Annotated in this window: 20 protein-coding genes; 18 read left to right on the top strand and 2 right to left on the bottom strand. The window is 40.9% G+C overall.

Annotated elements, in window-relative coordinates:
* The first annotated feature begins 264 nt into the window (after positions 1–264).
* From GKD17_RS01585 to GKD17_RS01605, 5 genes are all read left to right on the top strand, one after another.
* Complete coding sequence (locus tag GKD17_RS01585; RefSeq protein ID WP_007834919.1) at positions 265–1269, top strand: AAA family ATPase; 1005 nt, start codon at positions 265–267, stop codon at positions 1267–1269.
* Positions 1270–1768: 499 nt separating this feature from the next.
* Positions 1769–2377 (top strand): porin family protein, encoded by a 609-nt coding sequence (locus GKD17_RS01590; protein WP_007834921.1) that lies wholly within the window; start codon positions 1769–1771, stop codon positions 2375–2377.
* A 72-nt stretch (positions 2378–2449) separates the two neighbouring features.
* A complete protein-coding gene (priA, locus tag GKD17_RS01595) occupies positions 2450–4912 on the top strand; it encodes a replication restart helicase PriA (RefSeq protein WP_007834922.1) in 2463 nt (820 codons plus the stop codon).
* Positions 4913–4959: 47 nt separating this feature from the next.
* The gene (locus GKD17_RS01600; protein WP_007834924.1) at positions 4960–5670 is read left to right on the top strand and encodes a phosphatase; all 711 of its coding nucleotides are present in this window, start codon (positions 4960–4962) and stop codon (positions 5668–5670) included.
* Positions 5671–5677: 7 nt separating this feature from the next.
* Positions 5678–6148: a low molecular weight protein-tyrosine-phosphatase gene (locus GKD17_RS01605; RefSeq protein WP_007834926.1), complete on the top strand. Its 471-nt coding sequence runs from the start codon at positions 5678–5680 to the stop codon at positions 6146–6148.
* Here GKD17_RS01605 and GKD17_RS01610 read toward each other — a convergent pair.
* Positions 6123–8180 (bottom strand): HD family phosphohydrolase, encoded by a 2058-nt coding sequence (locus GKD17_RS01610; protein WP_007834928.1) that lies wholly within the window; start codon positions 8178–8180, stop codon positions 6123–6125. The genes GKD17_RS01605 and GKD17_RS01610 overlap by 26 nt on opposite strands.
* 81 nt (positions 8181–8261) lie before the next feature.
* Between GKD17_RS01610 and gltX the strand changes: the two genes are divergently transcribed.
* From gltX to GKD17_RS23125, 9 genes are all read left to right on the top strand, one after another.
* Entirely contained in the window at positions 8262–9779 is a 1518-nt protein-coding gene (gene gltX, locus GKD17_RS01615) for a glutamate--tRNA ligase (protein ID WP_007834930.1), read from the top strand.
* Between the two features lie 12 nt (positions 9780–9791).
* On the top strand, positions 9792–11012 hold the full coding sequence (locus tag GKD17_RS01620; protein WP_007834932.1) for a 3-deoxy-D-manno-octulosonic acid transferase: 1221 nt from the start codon (positions 9792–9794) through the stop codon (positions 11010–11012).
* Between the two features lie 582 nt (positions 11013–11594).
* Entirely contained in the window at positions 11595–11672 is a 78-nt protein-coding gene (locus GKD17_RS23120; RefSeq protein WP_227414158.1) for a hypothetical protein, read from the top strand.
* A 543-nt stretch (positions 11673–12215) separates the two neighbouring features.
* Positions 12216–12704: a helix-turn-helix domain-containing protein gene (locus tag GKD17_RS01630; protein ID WP_007834935.1), complete on the top strand. Its 489-nt coding sequence runs from the start codon at positions 12216–12218 to the stop codon at positions 12702–12704.
* Between the two features lie 76 nt (positions 12705–12780).
* Positions 12781–15609, top strand: a complete 2829-nt coding sequence (locus GKD17_RS01635; RefSeq protein ID WP_007834936.1) for a PL29 family lyase N-terminal domain-containing protein — start codon at positions 12781–12783, stop codon at positions 15607–15609.
* Between the two features lie 138 nt (positions 15610–15747).
* The gene (locus GKD17_RS01640) at positions 15748–16404 is read left to right on the top strand and encodes a hypothetical protein (RefSeq protein ID WP_007834937.1); all 657 of its coding nucleotides are present in this window, start codon (positions 15748–15750) and stop codon (positions 16402–16404) included.
* Positions 16355–17245, top strand: a complete 891-nt coding sequence (locus tag GKD17_RS01645) for a polysaccharide biosynthesis C-terminal domain-containing protein (RefSeq protein WP_007842121.1) — start codon at positions 16355–16357, stop codon at positions 17243–17245. The genes GKD17_RS01640 and GKD17_RS01645 overlap by 50 nt, the downstream gene beginning before the upstream one ends.
* Before the next feature lie 7 nt (positions 17246–17252).
* On the top strand, positions 17253–18095 hold the full coding sequence (locus GKD17_RS01650; RefSeq protein WP_007842122.1) for a polysaccharide biosynthesis protein: 843 nt from the start codon (positions 17253–17255) through the stop codon (positions 18093–18095).
* A gap of 229 nt (positions 18096–18324) precedes the next feature.
* Positions 18325–18537, top strand: coding sequence for a hypothetical protein (locus GKD17_RS23125; RefSeq protein WP_007834941.1), 213 nt, complete (start codon positions 18325–18327; stop codon positions 18535–18537).
* A 79-nt stretch (positions 18538–18616) separates the two neighbouring features.
* On the opposite strand, the gene GKD17_RS01660 is transcribed toward GKD17_RS23125, so the two are convergent.
* Positions 18617–19681, bottom strand: coding sequence for a M20 family metallo-hydrolase (locus GKD17_RS01660; RefSeq protein ID WP_007834942.1), 1065 nt, complete (start codon positions 19679–19681; stop codon positions 18617–18619).
* 213 nt (positions 19682–19894) lie between these two features.
* Between GKD17_RS01660 and GKD17_RS01665 the strand changes: the two genes are divergently transcribed.
* The 4 genes from GKD17_RS01665 (at position 19895) to GKD17_RS01675 (ending at position 23642) form a co-directional block, all read left to right on the top strand.
* Positions 19895–21700 (top strand): AMP-dependent synthetase/ligase, encoded by a 1806-nt coding sequence (locus tag GKD17_RS01665; protein ID WP_007834944.1) that lies wholly within the window; start codon positions 19895–19897, stop codon positions 21698–21700.
* Positions 21701–21757: 57 nt separating this feature from the next.
* A complete protein-coding gene (prfB, locus tag GKD17_RS01670; protein ID WP_007834946.1) occupies positions 21758–22873 on the top strand; it encodes a peptide chain release factor 2 in 1116 nt (371 codons plus the stop codon).
* Between the two features lie 92 nt (positions 22874–22965).
* The gene (locus tag GKD17_RS23130; protein ID WP_005845490.1) at positions 22966–23097 is read left to right on the top strand and encodes a hypothetical protein; all 132 of its coding nucleotides are present in this window, start codon (positions 22966–22968) and stop codon (positions 23095–23097) included.
* Positions 23098–23171: 74 nt separating this feature from the next.
* Positions 23172–23642 (top strand): CYTH domain-containing protein, encoded by a 471-nt coding sequence (locus GKD17_RS01675; RefSeq protein ID WP_005845492.1) that lies wholly within the window; start codon positions 23172–23174, stop codon positions 23640–23642.
* Positions 23643–23713: the final 71 nt, after the last annotated feature.

Below are 23713 nucleotides of genomic sequence, written 5' to 3' on the forward strand. Positions count from 1 at the left end.
TTTGCTTATATTTGCATTGCTTTTCAAATGAGGGTGGGTACTTCACTTGTAGAGTATGGCTATTACTCTTCACATAGCCACAGAGCGGAAGAGCGACATTAACCCAAGTGTTCGGTTCTGGATTTATCTATTAATATGTATTCTTTATCATGCTTGGTGAAATGGCATGGTAGGATGATGTGAGTAGCCAATGACGTATAATGTCATTGGGATAGGGCGTTTTGTCTCTATTAAACTAAGTGTTAAATTTATTAAGAGTTTGAAATGAACAACAATATGTTATGCGGATGCTTGACCGCTAATCAGGCAATGGAGAAGGCTTTGGCTTTACCGCCTATAAAGGCTTTGTATGAAACATTTTGGTATGAGAATGAACTCTGTATCTTCTTTGCAGAAGCTAACGTTGGTAAGTCCTTGTATGCTATGCAGATGGCAGAACATATAGCCCAAGAGCGTAAGGTGATGTACTTGGATTATGAGCTGTCTTTGAGCCAATTCCGTTCACGTTACACCAATGATGAAACGGGAGTGCCTTACCAGTTCTCTGATAATCTCTTTCGTCCAAGTCTGAGGATAGAACAGGTTTCGGATGATAGAGAGGTAGAAGAACGGTTGTTCAAGAAGATAGAAGAAGGTGTGAGGATGGGTATTAAAACTTACGTAGTGGATAATATAACTTATTTGTGTGGTAAACTTGACCAAGGGATTGAAGCGACACGGATAATGAAACGATTGTCCGCAATGAAGCATACATACGGGCTGAGTTTGTTGGTAATAGCCCATACGAAGAAGCGAAACTCCAAAAAGGAAATTGAAGCGGATGATTTGGCGGGGTCCAAACGGCTGATGAACTTCTGTGATAGCAGTTTTGCTTTGGGAAAATCACGTGAGGATAGTAAAACCATCTACTTGAAACAAATAAAAGTCCGTCAAGGAGAGAACAAACATGGCAAGGATAATGTAATTCTGTATCGGATAGTTAAAGATGATAACTTCCCACGGTTTGTAGAAGAAGGTTGTTCGGAAGAGGAGAAACTATTGAAGCCGTCCAAGAGTGAGGACAAGGGTATTTTAAAGGCTAAGATGAAGATACTGCACGAGGAAGGTCTGAGCAATAGGGCGATTGCTAAAGAGTTGGGGATAGCCGAGGGTACGGTACGGAATTGGCTGAAAGAATTGGAAGAGGTTGTCAATGTATCTACTGAACCATCTTCAATGGTACAAGAGGAATCGGAAGCCGAATATGTGGAATATGAGGAAGTAGCATAAGGGTGCGTAAGATTTGGTGCGTAAAAAGGTGCGTAACTGTGATTGCGTAAATAAAGTGCGTAAATGTTTGCGCAAAAGTTAATTCACCGTATCTTTGCAGCGTCTCTCCTTGATGTTCTGTTATGGAATGCTAGAGGGGGAGATTGTTTGATTAAAATAATATAAATCGTATATTTATGGCTGATTATCGATATTGTGGTCTATTTTACGTATTCGGGCATGAAATGGCGTTTTACAGCGTTTCAGTGCCAAATAGGTTTTCCAAAAACTACATCTTTTTATGTAATTAGCTGATATTCATACTTCAAATTTTTCTTTAACGAAGAAGAATATTAGAAAGAGAACATAGCGGACAGAATAAAAAATTCTGTCCGTTTTTTGTTTGATATTTCTTCTTGGAAGGGGGTATTGGAAAGCGTAATGTAACTTTCCTGAGAGATTGAACATTATACATGGAAAAAGTGTTTATCTTTGTGGCGTAAACTAAAAATAGACAAACATGAAAAAGATTATTAGTGTATTAATGGTAGCTGTATGTTTGATGATGGCTGCTCCTGCTCAGGCTCAGTTGCACTTTGGAGTAAAAGGTGGCTTGAACCTGTCAAAGGTTAGTTTCTCGAAATCAGATTTAAAAGGAGATAATAAAACCGGTTGGTTCATTGGTCCGATGGCTGAATTCACCCTGCCCATTATTGGGATTGGTGCGGATGTTGCGGCTTTGTATTCACAGACAGAACTGGCTGCAAAGGGATATTCCACCGATGCAAAACTGAAAACGATTGAGATTCCGGTAAATTTGAAATGGTCTTTCGGACTTGGAAGTATGTTGGGTGCTTATATTGCTGCCGGGCCTCAGTTCGGTTTCAATATTGGTAATAAGAAAGGATTTATGAATTATGATCTGAAGAAGAACAACACCAGCTTCAATGTGGGGGCAGGTGTGAAACTGATCCGCCATTTACAGCTTGGCGTGAATTATAATTTTGCTTTGGGGCATACTGCCACTCTTTATGCTGACCCTAATATAATCCTTGATGGTAAACCACTTACTCAGGATGTGAAGATAAAGAACAACACTTGGCAAGTTTCTTTGGCATACTTGTTCTAGACAACCTTATTTAATAAAAGATAAAAAGGAGGCATTCAGTAAAGAATGCCTCCTTTTTTGTAATTTTGCACCATGAAAAAATTCGTAGATGTCATAGTTCCATTACCTATTGCCAACCAATACACTTATTCCCTTCCTCAGGAGATGGAAGAGATGGTACAGATTGGTTGTCGGGTGATTGTTCCGTTTGGAAAGAAAAAGTTCTATACGGCAATAGTGACAAATGTACATTATGCGGCCCCGGAGGGGTATGAAACGAAGGATATAGCTGAAGTGCTAGATTCATCTCCGGTACTGTTACCGAAACAATATGAGTTCTGGCAATGGCTGGCGGAATATTATCTTTGTACATTAGGAGATGTGTACAAGGCGGCTATCCCTTCGGGTATGAAACTGGAAAGCGAAACGTTGGTGGAATATAATCCCGATTTTGAGACCACCGCACCGTTACCGGAGAAAGAGCAGAAAATTCTAGATTTGTTGAGTCGGGATACAGAACAGTGTGTAACCCAGTTGGAAAAAAACAGCGGACTGAAAAATGTGTTGACTGTCATCAAGTCTTTGTTGGACAAAGAAGCCATCTTTGTCAAGGAGGAACTGAAACGTAATTACAAACCGCGTACTGAGGCGAGGGTGAGATTGGTGAACGGAGAAGCGGATGAGGCTTACTTACAACGGCTGTTCAATGAATTGTCACGTGCTCCTAAACAATTGATGATATTAATGAAGTATGTGGAATTGTCCGGTTGGGTAACCAAAGGGTATGCTTTAAAGGAAGTAACAAAGAAAGAGCTGCTTGAAAAGTCAGGAGGTTCTGTTGCCGTTTTTAACGGATTGGTCGAAAAGAAAGTCTTTGAGGTCTATCATCAGGAGATAGGACGTTTGGATAAAGGAATTTTGGATACCGGTGATATTAATCCGCTGAATATTGCGCAGCAACAGGCCTATAGCAACATTCTTCAATGCTTCAGAGAGAAAAATGTGTGTCTTCTGCATGGTGTTACATCCAGTGGCAAGACGGAAATTTATATCCACCTCATTCAGGAGGTGCTGAAAACAGGAAAGCAAGTCTTATATTTGCTTCCGGAAATTGCACTGACCACTCAGATAACTGAGCGTTTGAAAAGGGTGTTCGGACATCGGCTGGGTATTTATCATTCCAAGTTTCCGGACGCTGAGCGGGTGGAGATATGGCAGAAACAGTTGGGAGAGAAGAGCTATGACGTGATTCTCGGAGTCCGTTCCTCTATTTTTCTGCCTTTTCGTAATTTGGGGCTGGTCATCATAGATGAGGAACACGAGAATACGTATAAACAGCAAGACCCCGCCCCACGTTACCATGCCCGTAGTTCAGCCATCATGCTGGCTTCTATGTTCAAGGCGAAAGTGCTGTTGGGAACGGCTACTCCTGGTGTGGAAACTTACTTTAATGCTACCTCGGGAAAGTATGGCTTGGTAGAATTGAAAGAAAGATATAAAGATATCCGGCTTCCTCATATAGAACTGGTTGACATTAAGGAACTGGCGCATCAAAAGCGGATGCAGGGGCCTTTCTCACCGGTGCTGGTCAAGCAGATAAAAGAGGCATTGGAGCGTAAGGAGCAGGTTATCCTGTTTCAGAACCGTCGCGGTTTCGCTCCAATGATAGAATGTCATACCTGCGGCTGGGTTCCTAAATGCAAGAACTGTGATGTGAGTCTGACGTATCATAAGGGGCTGAACCAGCTGACTTGCCATTACTGCGGATATACCTATCAAGTTCCCCGTTCCTGCCCGGCGTGCGGTGGAGTGGAATTGATGCATCGCGGTTTCGGTACAGAGCGTATAGAAGATGATATAAAACTGATATTCCCCGAGGCGAAAGTCGCCCGGATGGACTTGGATACCACCCGTACCCGTACCGCATACGAGAAAATTATCACGAATTTTGAACTGGGCAAGACGGACATTCTGATTGGTACTCAGATGGTATCCAAAGGATTGGACTTTGATCATGTCAGTGTGGTGGGGATTCTGAATGCGGATACGATGTTGAACTTCCCGGACTTCCGGAGCTATGAGCGTGCTTTCCAACTGATGGCCCAAGTGGCAGGACGTGCCGGGCGTAAAAATAAGCAAGGACTGGTCATCCTTCAGACCAAATCGCCGGATTTGCCTGTTATTCATCAAGTGATACATAATGATTATGAACAATTATACTACGATCAATTGGCAGAACGGCAGATGTTTAAGTATCCGCCTTACTATCGTTTGATTTATGTATATTTGAAACATCGCAAAGAAGACGTTCTGGATCTGGCGGCGGATACCATGGCAGCACAGCTCCGTTCCGGATTGGGCGACAGGGTATTGGGCCCGGACAAACCGCCGGTGGCCCGTATCCAGACCTTATTTATAAAGAAAATGATTGTGAAAGTGGAGCAGAATGCTTCTATAAAGAAAGTGCGTGATTATCTGCTTGCCGTGCAACGTGCCATATTGGAAGATGAACGTTTCCGTTCGTTGTTAGTATATTATGATGTAGATCCACAGTAACTGGTCCATGCACTGGATGATAATAGAAAAGATAAACGAAAATAAAGATGAAGATAGAATTAGACGTACATACCCATACCATTGCCAGCGGGCATGCATTCAGTACTTTACAAGAAATGGCGCAAGCTGCCGCCGGTAAGGGATTGAAAGTTTTAGGGATAACGGAACATTCGCCCGGTATTCCCGGTACTTGCCATCCTATTTATTTTAGAAACTTGCATGTGGTTCCCCGCCGGATGTATGGGGTGGAGCTGTTGCTGGGGGCTGAGATTAATATTCTGGATGGTAAAGGAAACCTCGATTTGGACGAGGACTATATGAAGATGCTTGATATCCGTATCGCGGGTATCCACTCTTTGTGTTATGAATATGGAACGATAGAAGAAAACACTCATGGAATGGTGCAGGCTATCAGTAATCCTTTTATTCATATTATCAGTCACCCCGGAGACGGTACGGCAGCGTTGCATTTTGAACCGATGGTATTGGCAGCCAAAGAACACCATACTTTATTGGAAATAAATAACAGTTCTTTAAAGCCCACCCGTAACAAGCCCGATGCCCGTGAGAACAACCTCACCATTCTCCGTTTATGCAAGAAATATGAAGTTCCGGTCATCTTGGGAAGTGACGCGCATATTTCGTTTGATATAGCCCGTTACGATAATTTGTATGAATTGTTGCAGCTTACCGGGTTTCCTGAAGAGCTGATCATGAACCGTGATGTGAAATCATTTAAAGAATATCTCCATTTGTAGATTATATATGAAAAGAATACTTTTTGTCTGCCTTGGTAATATTTGCAGGTCTTCTTCGGCAGAAGAAGTGATGCGTACTCTCATAAAGAAAGAAGGACTGGAACACGAGATAGAGGTGGATTCTGCCGGAATCCTGAGTTATCATAGAGGGGAATTGCCCGACAGCCGTATGCGGATGCATGCTTCCCGTCGCGGTTACAATCTGACCCATCGTTCCCGTCCTGTCTGTACGGAGGATTTCTATCATTTTGATATGATCATTGGTATGGACGACCGTAATATAGAGGACTTGATGGAACGTGCCCCCGACCTGGAAACGGAAAAGAAAATCCATCGCATGACGGATTATTGTCGCGTCAAGGTGGCAGACTATGTTCCCGACCCTTACTATGGCGGTGCGCAAGGGTTCGAGAACGTGCTTGATATATTGGAAGATGCTTGTGCTGGATTACTTACTTCTTTAGTTCCGGATAACTGATACGAGTATGATACATCGTTTTCAGCTTTTCTTTAAACAGCGCTTTAACTGTTGCTATATCCTTGAACGTAATAGGGCATTCTTTGAAATACCCTTCAGATACCTGTGTGTCAATAATCTTATCTACCAGTGTGCTGATGCTTTCTTCCGTGTACTCCGGCAGGCTGCGTGAAGCCGCTTCTACAGAGTCTGCCATCATCAGGACGGCCTGTTCTTTGGTGAACGGGTTCGGACCGGGGTAGCGGAACTTTTCCTGGTCCACTTCTTCGTCAGGATGTTCGTTTTTATATGAAATGTAGAAATACTTCGTCAGTCCCCGTCCATGATGGGTACTAATGAAGTCTTTGATCACTTTGGGCAGATTATGCTTCTCCGCCAGTTTCAGTCCGTCGGTAATATGACTGATGATAACCTGGGCGCTTTGTTCATAACTTAAACTCTTGTGTGGGTTGACTCCCGACTGGTTTTCTGTGAAAAAAGCCGGATTCACCATTTTACCGATATCATGATATAATGCTCCTGTACGTACCAGCTGGCTTTTACCTCCAATCTTGTTTGCCGCCGCCGCAGCCAGGTTTGCCATCTGCAATGAGTGTTGGAAAGTGCCCGGAGCTACTTCGGACATTTCCCGAAGCAAGCTATTGTTGATATTTGACAATTCCACCAAAGTCACATCTGAAGTAAAACCGAATATTTTCTCTAAAAGGAATAGTAACGGATAGGCGAACAGCAGTAAAATACCGTTGATCATAAAATAGATGTACATGCGCGTATTCAGCTTGGTCAAATCATCTTCATGAATCAGCTCGAAAGCAAAATATAATAAAGCGTAACTGATAAATACAACCAAAGCCGTCCGTAACAATTGCGACCGTTGGGACAATTCTCTCAAACTATAGATCGCCACCATTCCTGCCACTACCTGTAACAATATAAACTCATGTGGAAAACGTAAAGTGATGGAGCAAAGCAAAATGATAGTGACATGTGCCATGAATGCCGTTCTTGAGTCAAGGAAAACACGGACTATAATCGGAATCATGGCAAATGGAACCACGTAAATACTTGACAAGTTCTGTTCCACCATAATGGAAGACAGGACGGGGAAGAATACAATCAGCGCAAATAGCAAGGTGAGTGTTCCTTTTCGTTCATAATAATCTGCCCGGAACAACTCCAGATAGGCCATGAAGCAGAACAGGAAGATTCCTACATATAATATTTGTCCGGCCAATGTCAGTCTTTTCTCTTGTACCGAGTCGCTGCGTTTTTCCCATTCCTTGCGTAAGGATTCCAATATATTGTAAGTTTGCTCATCAACAATTTCTCCACGGTCAATAATCTTTTGTCCGTTCAGCACAAAGCCGTTTGCCCATGAAATATTAGAGAGCAGATCTTTTTGCGCGGCTTCGGACTTTTCTTCATCATAAACCAGATTAGGTGTAATGTAATCATTCAGATTACATTGTTGTAATATCTTCTTTTTGTAGTGGGCGGTATCCGCATTCAGCAAATATTCATAGGCTTCCTTCACGGTGTACAATTGGTCGATAAAACGGCTCGTAGCTACATTCTTGTCTACCAGCCGTATGGCAATGATGCTGTCTTCCTCCATACGCTTCAAGTCATTTCCGGCAATGATTCCGTCCTCATACAGTGCCTTTAATGTGCGTTCAATATAACGCACATAGTCCGTGCCCGGCAGTGAATGGCGTAAGGTCTTGTTGTAATCCTCCCTTAATTTGGAAAGGACATTTTTTTCGGCTTCCTTGTCTATTTGGAAATAAGGTTGATAGTCTGCCAGGATGCTGTCCTGTTCCTTTTGTACTTGCAGATCGTTTTTGTAAATCGGAAAATCAAAAGATGCCTGTAACAGTCCGTATTTCCAAGGCTTGTTTATATCAAATTGATAGTTGAACTTTCCTTCATTGGGCAAAAAGTAGACTATTACCGATACTGTGGCAATGAAAATAAGGCTTTTATAAATCAAATTTTTATATGAAAACCGTTTGCTGGTCTTGAAACTTCTCATAATCGTATATTTTTGCGCGCAAAATACGAAAAAATCGGGAAATTTAGATTAATTTTGCAGCGTATTTTATATAAAACAACAATGTCAGAAAGAAAAGTAAGAGTTCGTTTTGCTCCGAGCCCGACGGGAGCGTTGCATATCGGCGGTGTGCGCACAGCCTTGTATAACTATCTGTTTGCTCGCCAGCATGGTGGAGATTTAATTTTCCGTATAGAAGATACCGACTCAAATCGCTTTGTTCCGGGTGCGGAAGAATATATCATTGAGTCGTTTAAGTGGTTGGGGATAAACTTTGATGAAGGAGTCAGCTTTGGTGGTAACTACGGTCCCTACCGTCAGTCTGAACGTCGTGATATTTATAAGAAATATGTACAGGTGTTGCTTGACAGCGATAAGGCGTATATTGCTTTCGATACTCCGGCAGAGTTGGATGCCAAACGTCAGGAAATCTCTAATTTCCAGTACGATGCTTCTACCCGTATGTCTATGCGTAACTCTTTGACTCTGCCAAAAGAAGAAGTGGATGCACTGATTGCCGATGGGAAGCAATATGTGGTACGTTTCAAGATTGAACCGAATGAAGATGTACACGTACATGATATTATCCGTGGCGAGGTAGTGATCAATTCTTCCATTTTAGATGATAAAGTTTTATATAAATCGGCGGATGAACTGCCTACTTATCATTTGGCAAACATTGTGGACGACCATTTGATGGAAGTTTCCCATGTAATCCGTGGTGAGGAATGGTTGCCTTCCGCTCCGTTGCATGTCCTGCTGTACCGGGCTTTCGGCTGGGCGGATACCATGCCCGAGTTCGCACATCTTCCCTTGTTGTTGAAACCGGATGGTAACGGTAAACTGAGCAAGCGTGATGGTGACCGTCTTGGCTTCCCTGTTTTCCCGTTGGAATGGCACGACCCCAAAACCGGTGAGGTGTCTTCCGGTTATCGTGAGTCGGGTTACCTGCCCGAAGCTGTTATCAATTTCCTTGCCCTGTTGGGATGGAATCCGGGCAATGACCAGGAACTGATGTCTTTGGATGAACTGGTGAAGCTTTTCGACCTGCACCGTTGCAGCAAAGCCGGAGCGAAATTCGACTTTGAAAAAGGAAAATGGTTTAACCATGAATATATATTGAAGAAAAGCAATGAGGAAGTAGCCGGGCTTTTCATGCCGATCTTGAAAGAGCACGGCATTGAAGTTCCTATGGATAAAGTAGTGACCGTGGTAGGTTTGATGAAAGATCGTGTAAGTTTTATCAAGGATTTGTGGGAAACTTGCAAATTCTTCTTCGTCGCTCCTACGGAATATGATGAGAAGACCCGTAAAAAACGTTGGAAAGAGGACTCTCCCGAACGTATGCTGGAGTTGGCGGACGTGTTGGCGGCTTTGGACGACTTCTCGCTGGAGAACCAGGAAGCTGTGGTCATGAAATGGATAGAAGATAAAGGTTATCACTTGGGTAATATAATGAATGCTTTCCGTTTAACCTTGGTAGGTGAGGGTAAAGGCCCGCATATGTTTGATATTTCAGCCGTTTTAGGGAAAGAAGAAACATTGCGACGCATTCGTCGGGCTGTGGAAGTGCTCAAGTAATAGCCGGTAGTTATGATTTATAACTTAGTCATCTATATTTATCTATTCGGGGTGAAGGTTGTCGGCCTGTTCAGTGCCAAGCCTGCCAAAATGGTAAAAGGACACCGGGAGGTATTTGATATCTTGCGTAACAAGATAGACAAAAACGCCCGTTATATTTGGTTTCATGCAGCTTCATTGGGTGAGTTCGAACAGGGACGCCCTTTGATAGAACGTATCCGTAAGGAGCATCCCGAATATAAAATATTGCAGACATTCTTTTCTCCCTCAGGGTATGAAGTGAGAAAGAACTACCAGGGGGCAGACCTTGTCTGCTATCTGCCTTTCGACACTCCGCGTAATGTCCGTCGGTTTGTAGAATTGGCTAACCCCTGTATGGTGTTTTTTATCAAGTATGAATTTTGGCAGAATTACTTGAATGAGTTGCATAGGAGAGGTATTCCCACCTATAGCGTATCTTCCATTTTCCGTCCCAATCAGATTTTTTTCCGTTGGTATGGGAAGAGATATAGTGAGGTGCTGAGGACTTTTGCTCATTTGTTTGTACAGAATGAAGTTTCCAAAAAATTACTGGCAACAATTGGTGTGACCGATGTGACAGTTGTGGGCGATACTCGTTTTGACCGCGTGCTGGATATCTGCCATCAAGCCAAGCAGCTTCCGCTGGTGGAGAAGTTCAAAGGTGGCTCGTTGACTTTTGTTGCAGGCAGCTCATGGGGACCGGATGAGGATATTTTTATCAAGTATTTCAATGAGCATCCTGAGATGAAACTGGTTATTGCTCCTCATGTGGTGAGCGACAGTCATTTGAAAGAGATTTTAGATAAGGTGAAACGTCCGTGCATCCGCTATACCGAGGCTACGGAAGAAAATGTGACACAGGCCGATTGTTTGATTATCGACTGTTACGGATTGCTGTCCTCCATTTACCGATATGGTGAGATTTCGTATATTGGGGGTGGTTTCGGAGTTGGAATTCATAATGTGCTGGAAGCGGCTGTATATGGTATTCCTGTGATATTCGGACCTAACAACAAGAAATTTCGCGAGGCGCAACATTTGTTGGAGCAGAAAGGCGGTTTTGAAGTGACTGGCTATGATGATTTTAAACGGCTGATGGACAAATTTTTGTCGGATAAGGCTTGCTTGCAACAAGCCGGGAAAGCTGCCGGAAATTATGTGAACCATAATGCCGGAGCATTAGAAAAGATAATGAAAGATATCACTCTCTGATTGTTTCAAGGTGATTTGAGTATATGCAGGTTATAGAAAGATTTGGCTCTATAACCTGTTTTTTTCCCTTCAAATCCTTCATTGTAAGGTAATATATTGTTACTCAGTTGTTTATGATGAACCATTTTTACTTTATTTCCTTCATCCGGATATAAATCCTTCAGCCTGCTGAAATGAGGGCTTATCCGGCTTTTGGGTCAGCAGAAATTTAGTGGGGATTTATTTCATGCAATTGTTTGTGATACCCCCCTGTACGAGCGTTCGTAATTTTATGGATGGTTTGTATGACAGGCAAAAGTAAAGATTGGGATTGGATATATGCCCTCACTTTAGCATTTCGACTTGTTGCTATATAACATACATGTAGTCAGATGTATATCTTCCTGCCAATATGTTGTTTCGCTTTTTTATAAGAAGGCAGTCTGGGGACTTTTCCTCCCTGCTTAAGGAATGCGTAGCTTTGTAATCAGATTCATCCTTAAAAGCTCTTGTCTATATTTCTAAACCTTTCCCGCCGTATGGTTAAAGGTTTTTTTCCTGTTTGTTCTATCTCCGTAAGCCTTTGGAGTTAACTCCATAGCCTTGGGAGATAACTCCAAAGCTTATGGAGATAGCTCCAAAGGCTATGGAGATAGAATACATCCGTATAAAAAGGTTTAATCAGGAGATAGAAAAGGTTTATGCAACAGGGTTCGATCTATTGTCATTTCCATAATAATTCCAAATGCTCCCGGACTTTTATAGTAGAACTTTTTAAAAAAACTGGTTGGCGGTTTTCTCTTTGATGAAATAAAAAAAGTTAAAAGGATGAACTTTTCTTCTTTTAAAGCTAACATGAACTCTTTATAAGAGGAAATCTTCTGTTTTTCAGTTTGTTATGCTTCGCTTTTACATGAACCGATTTATATATCTCTTGATAAGAGATATATATTTTCTGTGCAAAAATAAGCAAAGTTTTGAGAACTAATACATTTTTGGCAAAAAAAATAGGAATTTATATAAAAAAATAGTTCTCTCACTTATTTATATTCTTCTTTATTCCGTTTCAACAGCTCTGTAATATGTTGATATAATGTGTGTTAATGCTTTTTGTAGATCTCTTATCAAGAGATCTACAAAAAATGTCGTTTTTAAGACCTTTTTATATATAGAATATACCTGGTCTTTGAAGCGGTATAACTAAATGAAAACAACATAAAGCAGATGGAATATCTATTTCTGAGACGTAAACGCACGACCGCTACTTCCGAGCGGCAGAAAACTTTGCTTTTCAAGGCCGCCGAGCGGCAATGGAAAGAGGAGTTTGCCGGAAAGGGAACAGACATTCGCAAGGTGGATTGCAATATATATAAAGGTATATTGTACCAGCTTGAGATACGTCAGGTATTCCTTGACACCTCGCTTTCTCTGAAAAAACTGAGTGAACTGCTTGAAACGAACCAGACCTACCTGAGTAATGTAGTGAATAAGTATTTTGGTTGCAACTTGAAGGAACTTGTGAACAGCTATCGCGTGGAATATGCCAAAGAACTTCTTGATTCCGGTCGTTGCACATTGAATGACTTGCCCTGTAGTTGTGGTTTCGCCTCTAAAAGTGCTTTCTACTCGGCTTTCAGTCGTATTGTGGGCATATCACCTTTATCTTATCAGTCCAGGGAAAGGAGGAAACGGTATTTACAGGTGATAAACTAGCTAAGCTATTAATAATGAAGTTAATATGTATAACCAATTTTAGTTTTTAAATTTATAAATTTAAAGTTTTTCTATTATGAACAAAAAGTTTTTAAGTGCAATCCTGTTCGGAGCCTTAATGGTTTCGTCAACAGGAACATTTGTGTCTTGTAAGGACTATGATGATGACATTGACCGCATCGACAAGGAATTGAGCGAAGTCAAGGAAACCATTGCAAGTCTTGACTCGGCAATTAAGGCAGGTAAATTCGTTCAGTCATGTAATGAGGTTACCGGTGGATATGAACTGGTTTTCACTGACGGTTCCAAAATTACTATCAAGAATGGTACTAATGGAGCAGATGGTACTACTGTTATCCCTGAATTCCGTGTGGAAGGCAATTACTGGCAGGTTAGCACAGACAAAGGTGCTACTTGGGTGGATGTGAAAGATACCGAAGGTAACAAAGTTCCGGCCAGAGGTCAGGATGGTGAAGCCGCTGGTTCAAACGTGTCTTGGGTGACAGTGGACGGTGTGGAATACATCAAGATCGGTGACAAAGTTACTGATTTGAAGCAGAACAATGAATTTCCTAACATTGCTGTAGATGCTGAAAGCAAGACTGTAATTGTGACTATCGACGGACAGAACTATACTTTGCTGCAGGAAGGTTCTGCATTCAAAGGGTTGCAGACTGTGGTTTACAGAAAACAGGCTGTTGATGATTATAGTGATGTTTGTAAGGCTTATGATATCTATTGGCAGGAAAATGAAGGAAGTTTTAACCCGGATAAGGATGTTTTGTTTGCATCTGTTCCTGCTTATGCTTCATTCAAGGTATATCCGGGTGATTTCTCATTGAATAATGCGAAATTCTCCTTTGTTGATACGTATCAGGTTCGTAGTGTTGCTCCTGCTTTGACCTATATGGAAGGTTCTGCAAAATTAGAAAACGGTATTTTGAGCCTTGCTATTTTACCGAATGAAGGTATTGGAAATAATACCTATGCAACCTCATTGGATGTAACTATGTATGGTCAATATACATCAGCTTCCGATTATTTCACGGTAAGTAGAACACATGCATCTGTAAAGAGCATTGTAAATGCTTTTACCTCTACTAATATGAAAGAAGATGAATACCCTGCAATAATCAATGCAGATGGTGCTTCTTATGATGGTAAATCTTATGGATGCTTTGACTATCAAGGTGTTTATAATGTAAATGATTCTATTGACGCTTACATTTCCGGAGCAGCAAAAGTATGGTTGAAGTCAACCAATATTTCATATACCAGAGTGTTCAGATTGTTGGATCAGAATGAGGATTATACATTTAATGGACAACCTATTAAAACTCGTCAGGGTATCTTTGATTTTAAAGATAATGTTTTGTCTGTAAAATCGACTAACCAGGCATCTGCTATTGATGAATATGCTGCAATAGAAGTGACTACTACAGTTAAACCACAGGAAGAAGGTGTTAAAGAATACGAGGTGAGAAATGTAGTATTCATCAAGGCTGTTCGTCCTGCTGTTAATCCTGTATTCGGAACCGTTGCTTTGAAACCGTTGGATGCTAAGGAAAACTTTGCATTTGCATACAATAGCTCAAAAGCTCGGATCATTACTTTGGATGTTCGTAACTTTGAGGCTGCTATTGAAGGTCGTGATGTTATTTCTAATAAAAATCAGGAATATTGCACATTCATTACATTGAACAAGCCTGTATATGATGCTGGTGGCAAGTTGTTAAGTTATCAATCAATATCTGATAACTGTAATCAATATTATCAAAATAACAATTTATCGACTAATATTCCTGCAAAAGTTACAGACTTGGCTAAAAATCTTGAAACGGTTAAAAATGAAGCTGTCTTGTATTATAAGAACGGTGGAAACAATGCTGACAAAGACTCTTTGTTCTTGATTTTGACACCGGGTGCTGACTTTGTACAGTTCAAGAATATGTCCTTGTTGGCTGGAGCTTCTTCTTATTATCCTGGTTGGGGAGCTACCGAGAAAATGACTAACGGAGTGAACACACCGTATGGTGTTTACAACAGCTTCGTAAACAAACTGTTCAAGGTTTCTGTAGATAACTTCTCTGTAACCTATAACTTTGATTGTCCTATCAAGGATGAATACAAGAGTCGTACTATTATCGGTACATGGACAAAAACTGGCGGTGCTTATAGCAAGTTCATCATGGAATCTCAAGAATTCGACAAGATGTACAATGTTGTTCCTGAAGATGCGACAGTTGAGTTTGAATTGGATTATAAGAAGCAGAATGCTTATGTTCAGGAAATGATGAAAGAAAATAACATTGAATGGACTAGCACTAATCAGATTGCCTTTACTCCGCGTGTAGATTTGGCTAAGGTTGGAACTTTGAAAGTTGATATCTATGATGCTACAGCTGGTTCTGCTAAGCGTGTATTGTTTGCAACTGAAGACTGGAAGGTGGAACAACCTATCTTAGAATTCTCTGCAATAGTAGACTTGAAGTATAATAATCCGGCATTGGCTACAAACGATCAGATTAAGATTATCGATTTGATTAATGCTTTAGGTGCAGCAGACAAGAAGAAATGGACTGAACTGACATTGAAAGATGCTGTTAAAAATGTATTGGTAAAATACAATGCCGCTACGATTGCTGCTGAAGAAACCATAGCTGAAACATTGTATAGAAAAGATGCTGCTGGTAATGCTGTTGCTGAAGCTACAGGATTGGAAATTTCTTTGGATGAGAATGAAAAAGACTTTACTTATGATGCAGCTACTGCAACTCTTACTTGGAAGGGAACTCCGACAGGTACAGTATATACTCATGATGTAAACTTGAACATTACTTATACTCATAACTGGGGTGTTGTAACCAAGACATTCAAGGTAACTGTAACAAGAAAAGTACAGTAAACATTCGGGCTAAGATAGGAAGTATAGTTTAAATTTGATATGCTTTCTTCTTGATAACCTCAAGCGAGGAGGGGATATGAATCTGATAACAGAGGAATATCCTCTCCTTTTTTATTATAAAAATAGATTCTTGATATAATGACGAAATTAGTTCGATGCGGTATAAACTTTTATGCGGATGTGGATCATCAGAAGGCGGTAAATGATAGGGATTCCTTGCAGAACACTAAATTAATGGAACATTATACTCACCTTCTTGGCCAATTACAATATGAAGGAGCTGGTATCTGGAGCCGTTTTAATATTATGTTCGGAATAAATGTTTCTTTATTCGGATTGGAAACCGTCTTGTTTAACTCTGTATGCCAGACTTCTGAATACCTGACATTTATTATTGCATTTGGAGGATTGTCATTCTCAATATGGTCTATTTACGTAATGCAGAGATTATGGAGTTATCATGAGCACTGGAAGAATATGTTATGTGAAGCGGAAAAGACTTTTCCGGATGAGTATGTGAAACTTTTTACAAAGATTCCTTCTAATTTGAAAAGAGAGAAAAAATCTTGGGAGTTATGGCTGAAATCATACACTCAACCTTTTTTTGCCATATTGTCTCTTATTTGGTTGCTTATTATAGTGTTAAACCATGCTATTTATACTGATATGCTGAATAAGGAAAATATTATTCATCACGTGGGTGTGGTGAAAATACAACAGAATGAAAATTTAAAAAATAATGAAGATGAAAAAGATGATGGATTCGACTACTGCGATTATTACTACAACAGATAATAGAGTATTGTTGCAAAAAAGAGATGAGAATCCGGATATAGAGTACTCCGGATGTTATTCTCTTGTTTCTGGCTACCTTGAGGAGGAGGAAACCCCTCTAGACGGTATTATCAGAGAACTGAAGGAAGAATTTGAACACAAGAAATCCTCAAAGGTACATTTTAGTTCTATAACCTATCTGGGGTCTGAGTATAGAGCAGACTATGATAGATGGGAATATATTCATCATACTTATTTGATGGACGATGCAGCGGATATCCGTATTTTGGAAGGTGAATCTTTTGTCTTGCTGGATATGGATGAGTGTTTGAGATTGGAGAATCTTGCTCCTCATCATAAATTGTTTTTATTAAAATATCGTGCCGGATTATGTAAAATTGACGTGCGTGAGCAATCGAAAAAAATGTTTGATGAAATAACTGTCAGGGATTTGATAAAAGTGGAATCCGTAGGGAATGTGAAAAATTATAGCTTGCTGGAGGCGGGAACTGGTTTTGTAATTGGCGAGGATACTACTTTGAGTGCTTCAATTCCAGCGGTGGAAGCCGCTAAATATATAGGATTCTTGCAATTCGTCCCAAAGGTTCTCAGAGGTAATCATTATCATTTTAGAAAGGTGGAATATATGCTTATTTTACAGGGGCGTATGCAGGCTACTTTTCAGAAATATGATGATAGTGAGGCTGTAATAGAAGAGATTTGGGAAAAGGGGGATTTGGTAAGGACTTTACCGGGGTGCGTCCATACATTAACAGCTTTAGGAGAGTCGAATGTGTTGACTGTTGAGTTTTCTCCACAGCCTTATGTTGCGAGGGATGTGTTGATGAATGATAAAAAATAGCTTGAGTATGGGAACCATTGCAGTAACGGGGGCTACCGGTTATTTGGCTGAGAAATTGATAGAACGGTTGATTACCCAAGGACATACTATTCATGCGATAGCCAGGAATGAAGGAAAACTGATTGCTCTGAGGGAGAAATTTAAAGGCGTTCAAATCTTTCCATGCCCCATTGAAGATTATCTTTTATTGAAAAAGGCATTGAATGGTTGTGATGGGATATTTCATTTGGCTGCGTTTAAAGATGTCATTTTGGCAAAAGAACATCCTCTGAAAGCTGTTCAGACTAATATTCTTGGTACGTTGAATCTTCTTAAAATAACTGTTGAGGAGCAGAACATAAAATTTATTCTGGCAACAAGCACTGATAAAGCTGTTCAAGTTTCAGGAACGTATGGGGCTACTAAATTGCTTATGGAGAATCTTTTTGAGGATTTTGAACAAATAAACGGATCGAATTGCGCTTATAGGATCGTTCGTTATGGAAATGTATTACATTCTACAGGATCTGTTTTGGTAAAATGGAAGTATGCATTAGAAAATAGGAAGGAGCTTATATTGACAGATCCTGAAGCTACCCGGTTTTTTATTACGTGGGAACAGGCAATAGATGTTATTTTTTCCTGTTTAAATGATGCTCAAAGTGCGGAACCGTTTTATCCGCCTAATATGAAATCGATAAGCTTAGGAATTTTATTGGAACTTGCAATAAGAAAGTATGCTAAAACTATTCCTGACATCAGAGTTATCGGTTTACAAAAAGGGGAAAATAAGCACGAGTGTATCACGGCAGACTTAAGCAGTGAATATGCTGAAAGATGGAATAATGAGGAATTATTAAACCTTATCTAGAAAAGGGGAATGAAAGATATAAATTATTGTTATGATGAGGATATGTTGCTACTATGAATGATAAATAGTTAAATCTTTCTTTTAAGACGGGGAATTGCAGTATATTGATTACTTTTATCCTGTATCATAACTTATTAAACCTCGGATAGATATGGGAACAGAAGGCATATAGGATAAATACATCAACCCTTATACCGATTTCGGCTTCAAGCTGCTTTTCGGCACGGCAATGAACAAGGAACTTTTCGAGGCTGCCGAGATAGCTAAGTTCAATCCTAAGGAATTAGGCGAGTATTGGGAAAGTTTGAAGAATTTCCGCGACTGGTACAGCGTGATGTCCACCCAGTTGAAAAAAGGGCGTGAGGAAGGTCTTAAAGAGGGCCTTGAAAAAGGTCTTGGGCAAGGTCGTAAGGAAGAATGCTTCAAGAATGCAAAAAAATGAAACAGGCCGGTATTGCATTTGATGTAATTGCACAGGTTACCGGTCTGTCTATAGGGGAAATAGCGTCTTTGTAAGTCGTTTACAGCACCAGTCCGTCCAGCATCTCGATATAAAGCCTTATCGCTTCCTCAATTTCCGAAACCATGATATATTCATCAGCCGTGTGTGAACGGGAGGACTTTCCCGGACCGATTTTGACAGACGGGAACTTCATCAACGCCTGATCGGACAAAGTAGGAGAACCGAAAGGTACACGTCCTAGTTTTACCGCGCGTTTCACAAAGGGATGCTCGGCACTGATATGAGATGAGTTCAAGCGGAAAGAACGAGCTTTCGCCTCGCTTTTTAAATGGGCACTTATTTCTTTGAATAGTTCTTCGTTAGAGTAACATTCATTACTGCGGATATCCACAACGAAAGTACAAGTATCGGGGATGACATTATGCTGCGTGCCGGCATTTATTTGTGTCACGCTCATTTTGACAGGCCCCAGCAGGGAAGATTCCTTTGGGAATTTATAATCACGGAACCACTGAATGTCTTCCAGTACCTTGTAGATAGCATTCACTCCTTCATTGCGTGCGGCATGTCCGGCTTTGCCGTATGCGGTAACATCCAGCACCATCAATCCCTTTTCGGCAATAGCAGGCTGCATTTCTGTCGGTTCACCCACTATGCCTAAGGTGATGGGAGGTAGTTGGGGCAATACGCTTTCTATTCCGTTTTTTCCGGAAACTTCTTCTTCACATGAGGCAAGAAAGATCAGATTGTATGCCTGCTCGGTTGTAGAGAGATGGCGGTACGCCTGAAATAAGGATACTACACTGGCGCCGGCGTCATTACTTCCCAAACCGTAAATCTTTCCGTTTTCGGCTTTCGGAGTGAAAGGATGTTTCCGCCATCCGTTTACCGGTTTTACGGTATCGATGTGGGAATTTAGTAAAATAGTCGGTTTGTTGAGGTCGAACATCGGACTGATACACCAAATGTTGTTGCCCGAACGACCGGTCATGATACCTGTTTCTTCAATATAGTTCTGCAGAAAGTCAGCGGCAGCTTCTTCTTCCCGGCTCAATGAGGGGATACCGATTAACGAATTCAGCAATGTGGTTGCTTCGGAAGTGTAATATTCTATATCAATCATCTTGATTTTAATAATTTAATGTGTTGCAAAGATACTATTTTTGCGTGGTAAACGGTGATGAAAAAAGTAGGTAATTAAGTTAGATATGCAACTAAATCTTTCGGCTGATTTCTTCTAACTCTTTGACTGGTTGGGAAAATTAATGCCTGTTTATAGAGGATAATTCCAAATTAAACGATAACTTTGCCGATGAATTAAAAATAAATCTTTGGAATGAGTAGTTCTTTCTTATCTGTCCTGATACAACGTCAGGCAGGGAAATATGGTGATCGTGTAGCGTTGCGTTACCGCGATTATAAAACAGAAACATGGATTCCGGTTTCTTGGAACCAGTTTGCCGCAACTGTAAAAACAGTTTCGAATGCATTGATAGAATTAGGTATAGGCATACAGGAAAATATAGCAGTTTTTTCTCAAAATAAACCGGAATGCCTGTATGTGGACTTTGGAGCTTTTGGGATACGGGCTGTTACTGTACCATTTTATGCTACCAGTTCCGAGGCGCAGGTACATTATATGGTAGGTGATGCCGAAATACGTTATATTTTTGTAGGTGAACAGTTGCAATATGATGTGGCGTTCCGGGTTATGCTACTGGGAAGCCAACTGAAACAGATTATAATTTTCGACAGGGAGGTAAAGCGTGATGAGCGGGACCAGACTTCCATTTATTTTGATGACTTTCTGAAATTGGGTGAGGCGCATCCGCATCAAGCTGAGGTAGACAAGCGTACTTCAGAGTCGGGTAATGGTGATCTTGCCAATATTCTTTATACCAGTGGAACAACCGGAGACAGCAAGGGGGTGATGTTGCATCATTCTTGCTATGAGGCGGCCATTCCGGCACATGATGAACGTTTCCCTCAATTGGGTGATCAGGATGTGATTATGAATTTCCTTCCTTTTACTCATGTGTTTGAGCGTGCATGGACTTGCTGGTGCCTTTCGATGGGGTGTACTTTGTCTATCAACTTGCGTCCTGCTGATATCCAGAAAACAATAAAGGAAATCCGTCCTACGGCTATGTGTAGTGTTCCCCGTTTTTGGGAGAAAGTGTATGCCGGCGTGCAAGAAAAAATCAATGAGACAACCGGATTGAAAAAGAAGTTGATGCTGGATGCTATTAAAGTGGGACGTGAACATAATTTGGATTATGTGTACAAAGGGCTGACTCCTCCGCCTGTATTGCACATGAAATATAAATTTTATGAGAAAACGATCTATAGCTTGTTGAAAAAGACTATTGGCATTGAAAACGGGCGTTTCTTCCCTACTGCCGGTGCGGCTATTCCACCGGCTGTACAGGAGTTTGTTTTGTCGGTGGGAATTAATATGGTAGCCGGTTATGGATTGACGGAATCTACTGCAACGGTTGCTTGTGAGAATGATAATGACCATGTGGTTGGTTCGGTGGGGCGTATCATGCCCCATGTGCAGGTCAGAATAGGGGAGAATAACGAAATAATGTTACGTGGTGAAGGAATCACTCATGGCTATTATAAAAAGGAAGCTGCTACGAAGGCGGCGTTTACTGAAGACGGATGGTTCCATACCGGTGATGCGGGTTATATAAAAGATGAGCATTTGTTCCTTACAGAGCGTATCAAGGACTTGTTTAAAACTTCAAACGGAAAGTATATCGCTCCTCAAGCCATTGAAGCCAAATTGGTGGTAGACCGTTATATCGATCAGATTTCTATTATTGCCGATGAACGTAAATTTGTTTCTGCTTTGATTATTCCTGAATATAAACTGGTGAAAGAGTATGCCGCAAAAAAAGGTATTCGCTATGAAAGTATGGAGGAACTGTTGCAGAAACCGGAAATTATCGATTTGTTTAAAGAGCGAATTGATACACTGCAGCAGCAGTTTGCACATTATGAACAGATCAAGAGGTTTACTTTGTTGCCCCATCCTTTCAGTATGGAGCGTGGTGAGCTGACCAATACGTTGAAAATAAAACGTAATGTGCTGAACAAGAACTATGCTGCCGAAATAGAAAAGATGTATGAAGAATAATGGGAAAATGAATAGATTTCCACTATCTTTGCATCCTGAAATGCAAAAATTCTCAAGATGATAACAATAGAGCAACTGAAAGACGTAAAAGAACGTACTGCGGCACTTGAAAGATATCTGGACATAGAAAATAAACTGGTTCAGGTGGAAGAAGAACAACTGCGTACGCAGGCGCCCGGTTTTTGGGATGATGCCAAGAAAGCAGAAGCACAAATGAGGAAGGTCAAAGATCTGCAAAAATGGATCGACGGTTACCGTGAGGTAAAGACGATGGCAGATGAACTGGAATTGGCTTTTGACTTTTGTAAAGACGATTTGGTTACCGAAGAAGAAGTGGATGCAGCATATCAAAAGGCTGTCACTGCGGTGGAGGCATTGGAACTGAAGAATATGCTTCGCCAGGAGGCTGACCAAATGGATTGTGTATTGAAAATTAATTGTGGTGCTGGTGGTACTGAAAGTCAGGATTGGGCTTCCATGCTGATGCGTATGTATATGCGTTGGGCGGAGACCAATGGCTATAAAGTGAGCGTGGCTAATCTTCAGGATGGGGATGAGGCCGGAATCAAGACGGTGACAATGAATATTGAGGGCAGTTTTTCGTATGGTTATCTGAAAGGTGAGAATGGAGTTCACCGCTTGGTGCGCGTGTCTCCTTATAATGCTCAGGGGAAACGGATGACTTCTTTTGCTTCTGTGTTTGTAACGCCGTTGGTGGATGATAGTATTGAAGTGACAATTGAACCTGCCCGTATGTCTTGGGATACTTTCCGTTCGGGGGGGGCTGGCGGACAGAATGTGAACAAGGTGGAGTCAGGAGTACGTCTGCGTTATCAATATAAAGATCCATATACCGGTGAGGAAGAGGAAATCTTGATTGAGAATACTGAAACCCGTGACCAGCCGAAGAATAAGGAAAATGCGATGCGCCAGTTGCGCTCAATTTTATATGATAAGGAATTGCAGCACCGCATGGAAGAACAGGCCAAGGTGGAGGCAGGCAAGAAGAAGATTGAATGGGGATCACAAATACGCAGTTATGTCTTTGATGACCGTCGTGTGAAGGATCATCGTACTAATTTTCAAACTTCGGATGTGAACGGAGTGATGGATGGAAAGATTGATGGCTTTATCAAGGCATACTTGATGGAGTTTTCCGGTTCGGAGAATTAGTAATTTCTTCGTAATTTATTTGTTTTCTTCTAGAAACTTTGTACTTTTGGGATATTCAAAGGAGATGGTTTAATCTTAAAAATGAAATACTTATGGGAAAGAATAAGAAAGCTGCTTATAGTAAGCGGGAAGAAGAGAAAGCAAATAGGATTGTAAAAGGTCTGTTCATCGGATTAATCGTATTAGCCCTTGTTATTATGGTAGGCTATGCCATGTATGGATAAAAACAGAAGAAGAAGAAATAGTGAAGTCCTGCTGAGGTTATTCTTTGCGGGGCTTTTTTATATATTAAAACGCTATGGGACAAGAAATAGAACGAAAATTTTTAGTAAAGGATGACAGTTATAAACTAGAGGCTTATGCGCATAGTCATATTGTGCAAGGTTATATCTGTAGTGCTCGTGGAAGAACTGTCCGGGTGCGTATTCGGGATAATAAAGGGTATCTTACTATCAAAGGGGCTTCCAATGACTCCGGTACAAGTCGTTATGAGTGGGAGAAGGAGATCAGTTTGCAAGAGGCCGAAGAGTTGATGAAACTGTGTGAGCCTGGGGTGATTGATAAAATCCGGTATTTGGTGAAAAGTGGAGAGCATATCTTTGAAGTGGATGAGTTTTATGGTGAGAATGAGGGCTTGACTGTAGCGGAAGTGGAATTGAATAGCGAGGACGAATTGTTCAAAAAGCCCCATTTCATCGAAAAAGAGGTAACGGGAGATATTCGTTATTATAATTCTTTTTTGATGAAGAATCCTTATACTCGCTGGTAGATAATATATAGGCTTCTTTAACGTCTGAAAATAAACTACTTGCTATCGTTTACCTACCTTTGTAACAAACA

The organism is Phocaeicola dorei (genome assembly GCF_013009555.1).
GTDB classification, from domain to species: Bacteria; Bacteroidota; Bacteroidia; order Bacteroidales; family Bacteroidaceae; genus Phocaeicola; species Phocaeicola dorei.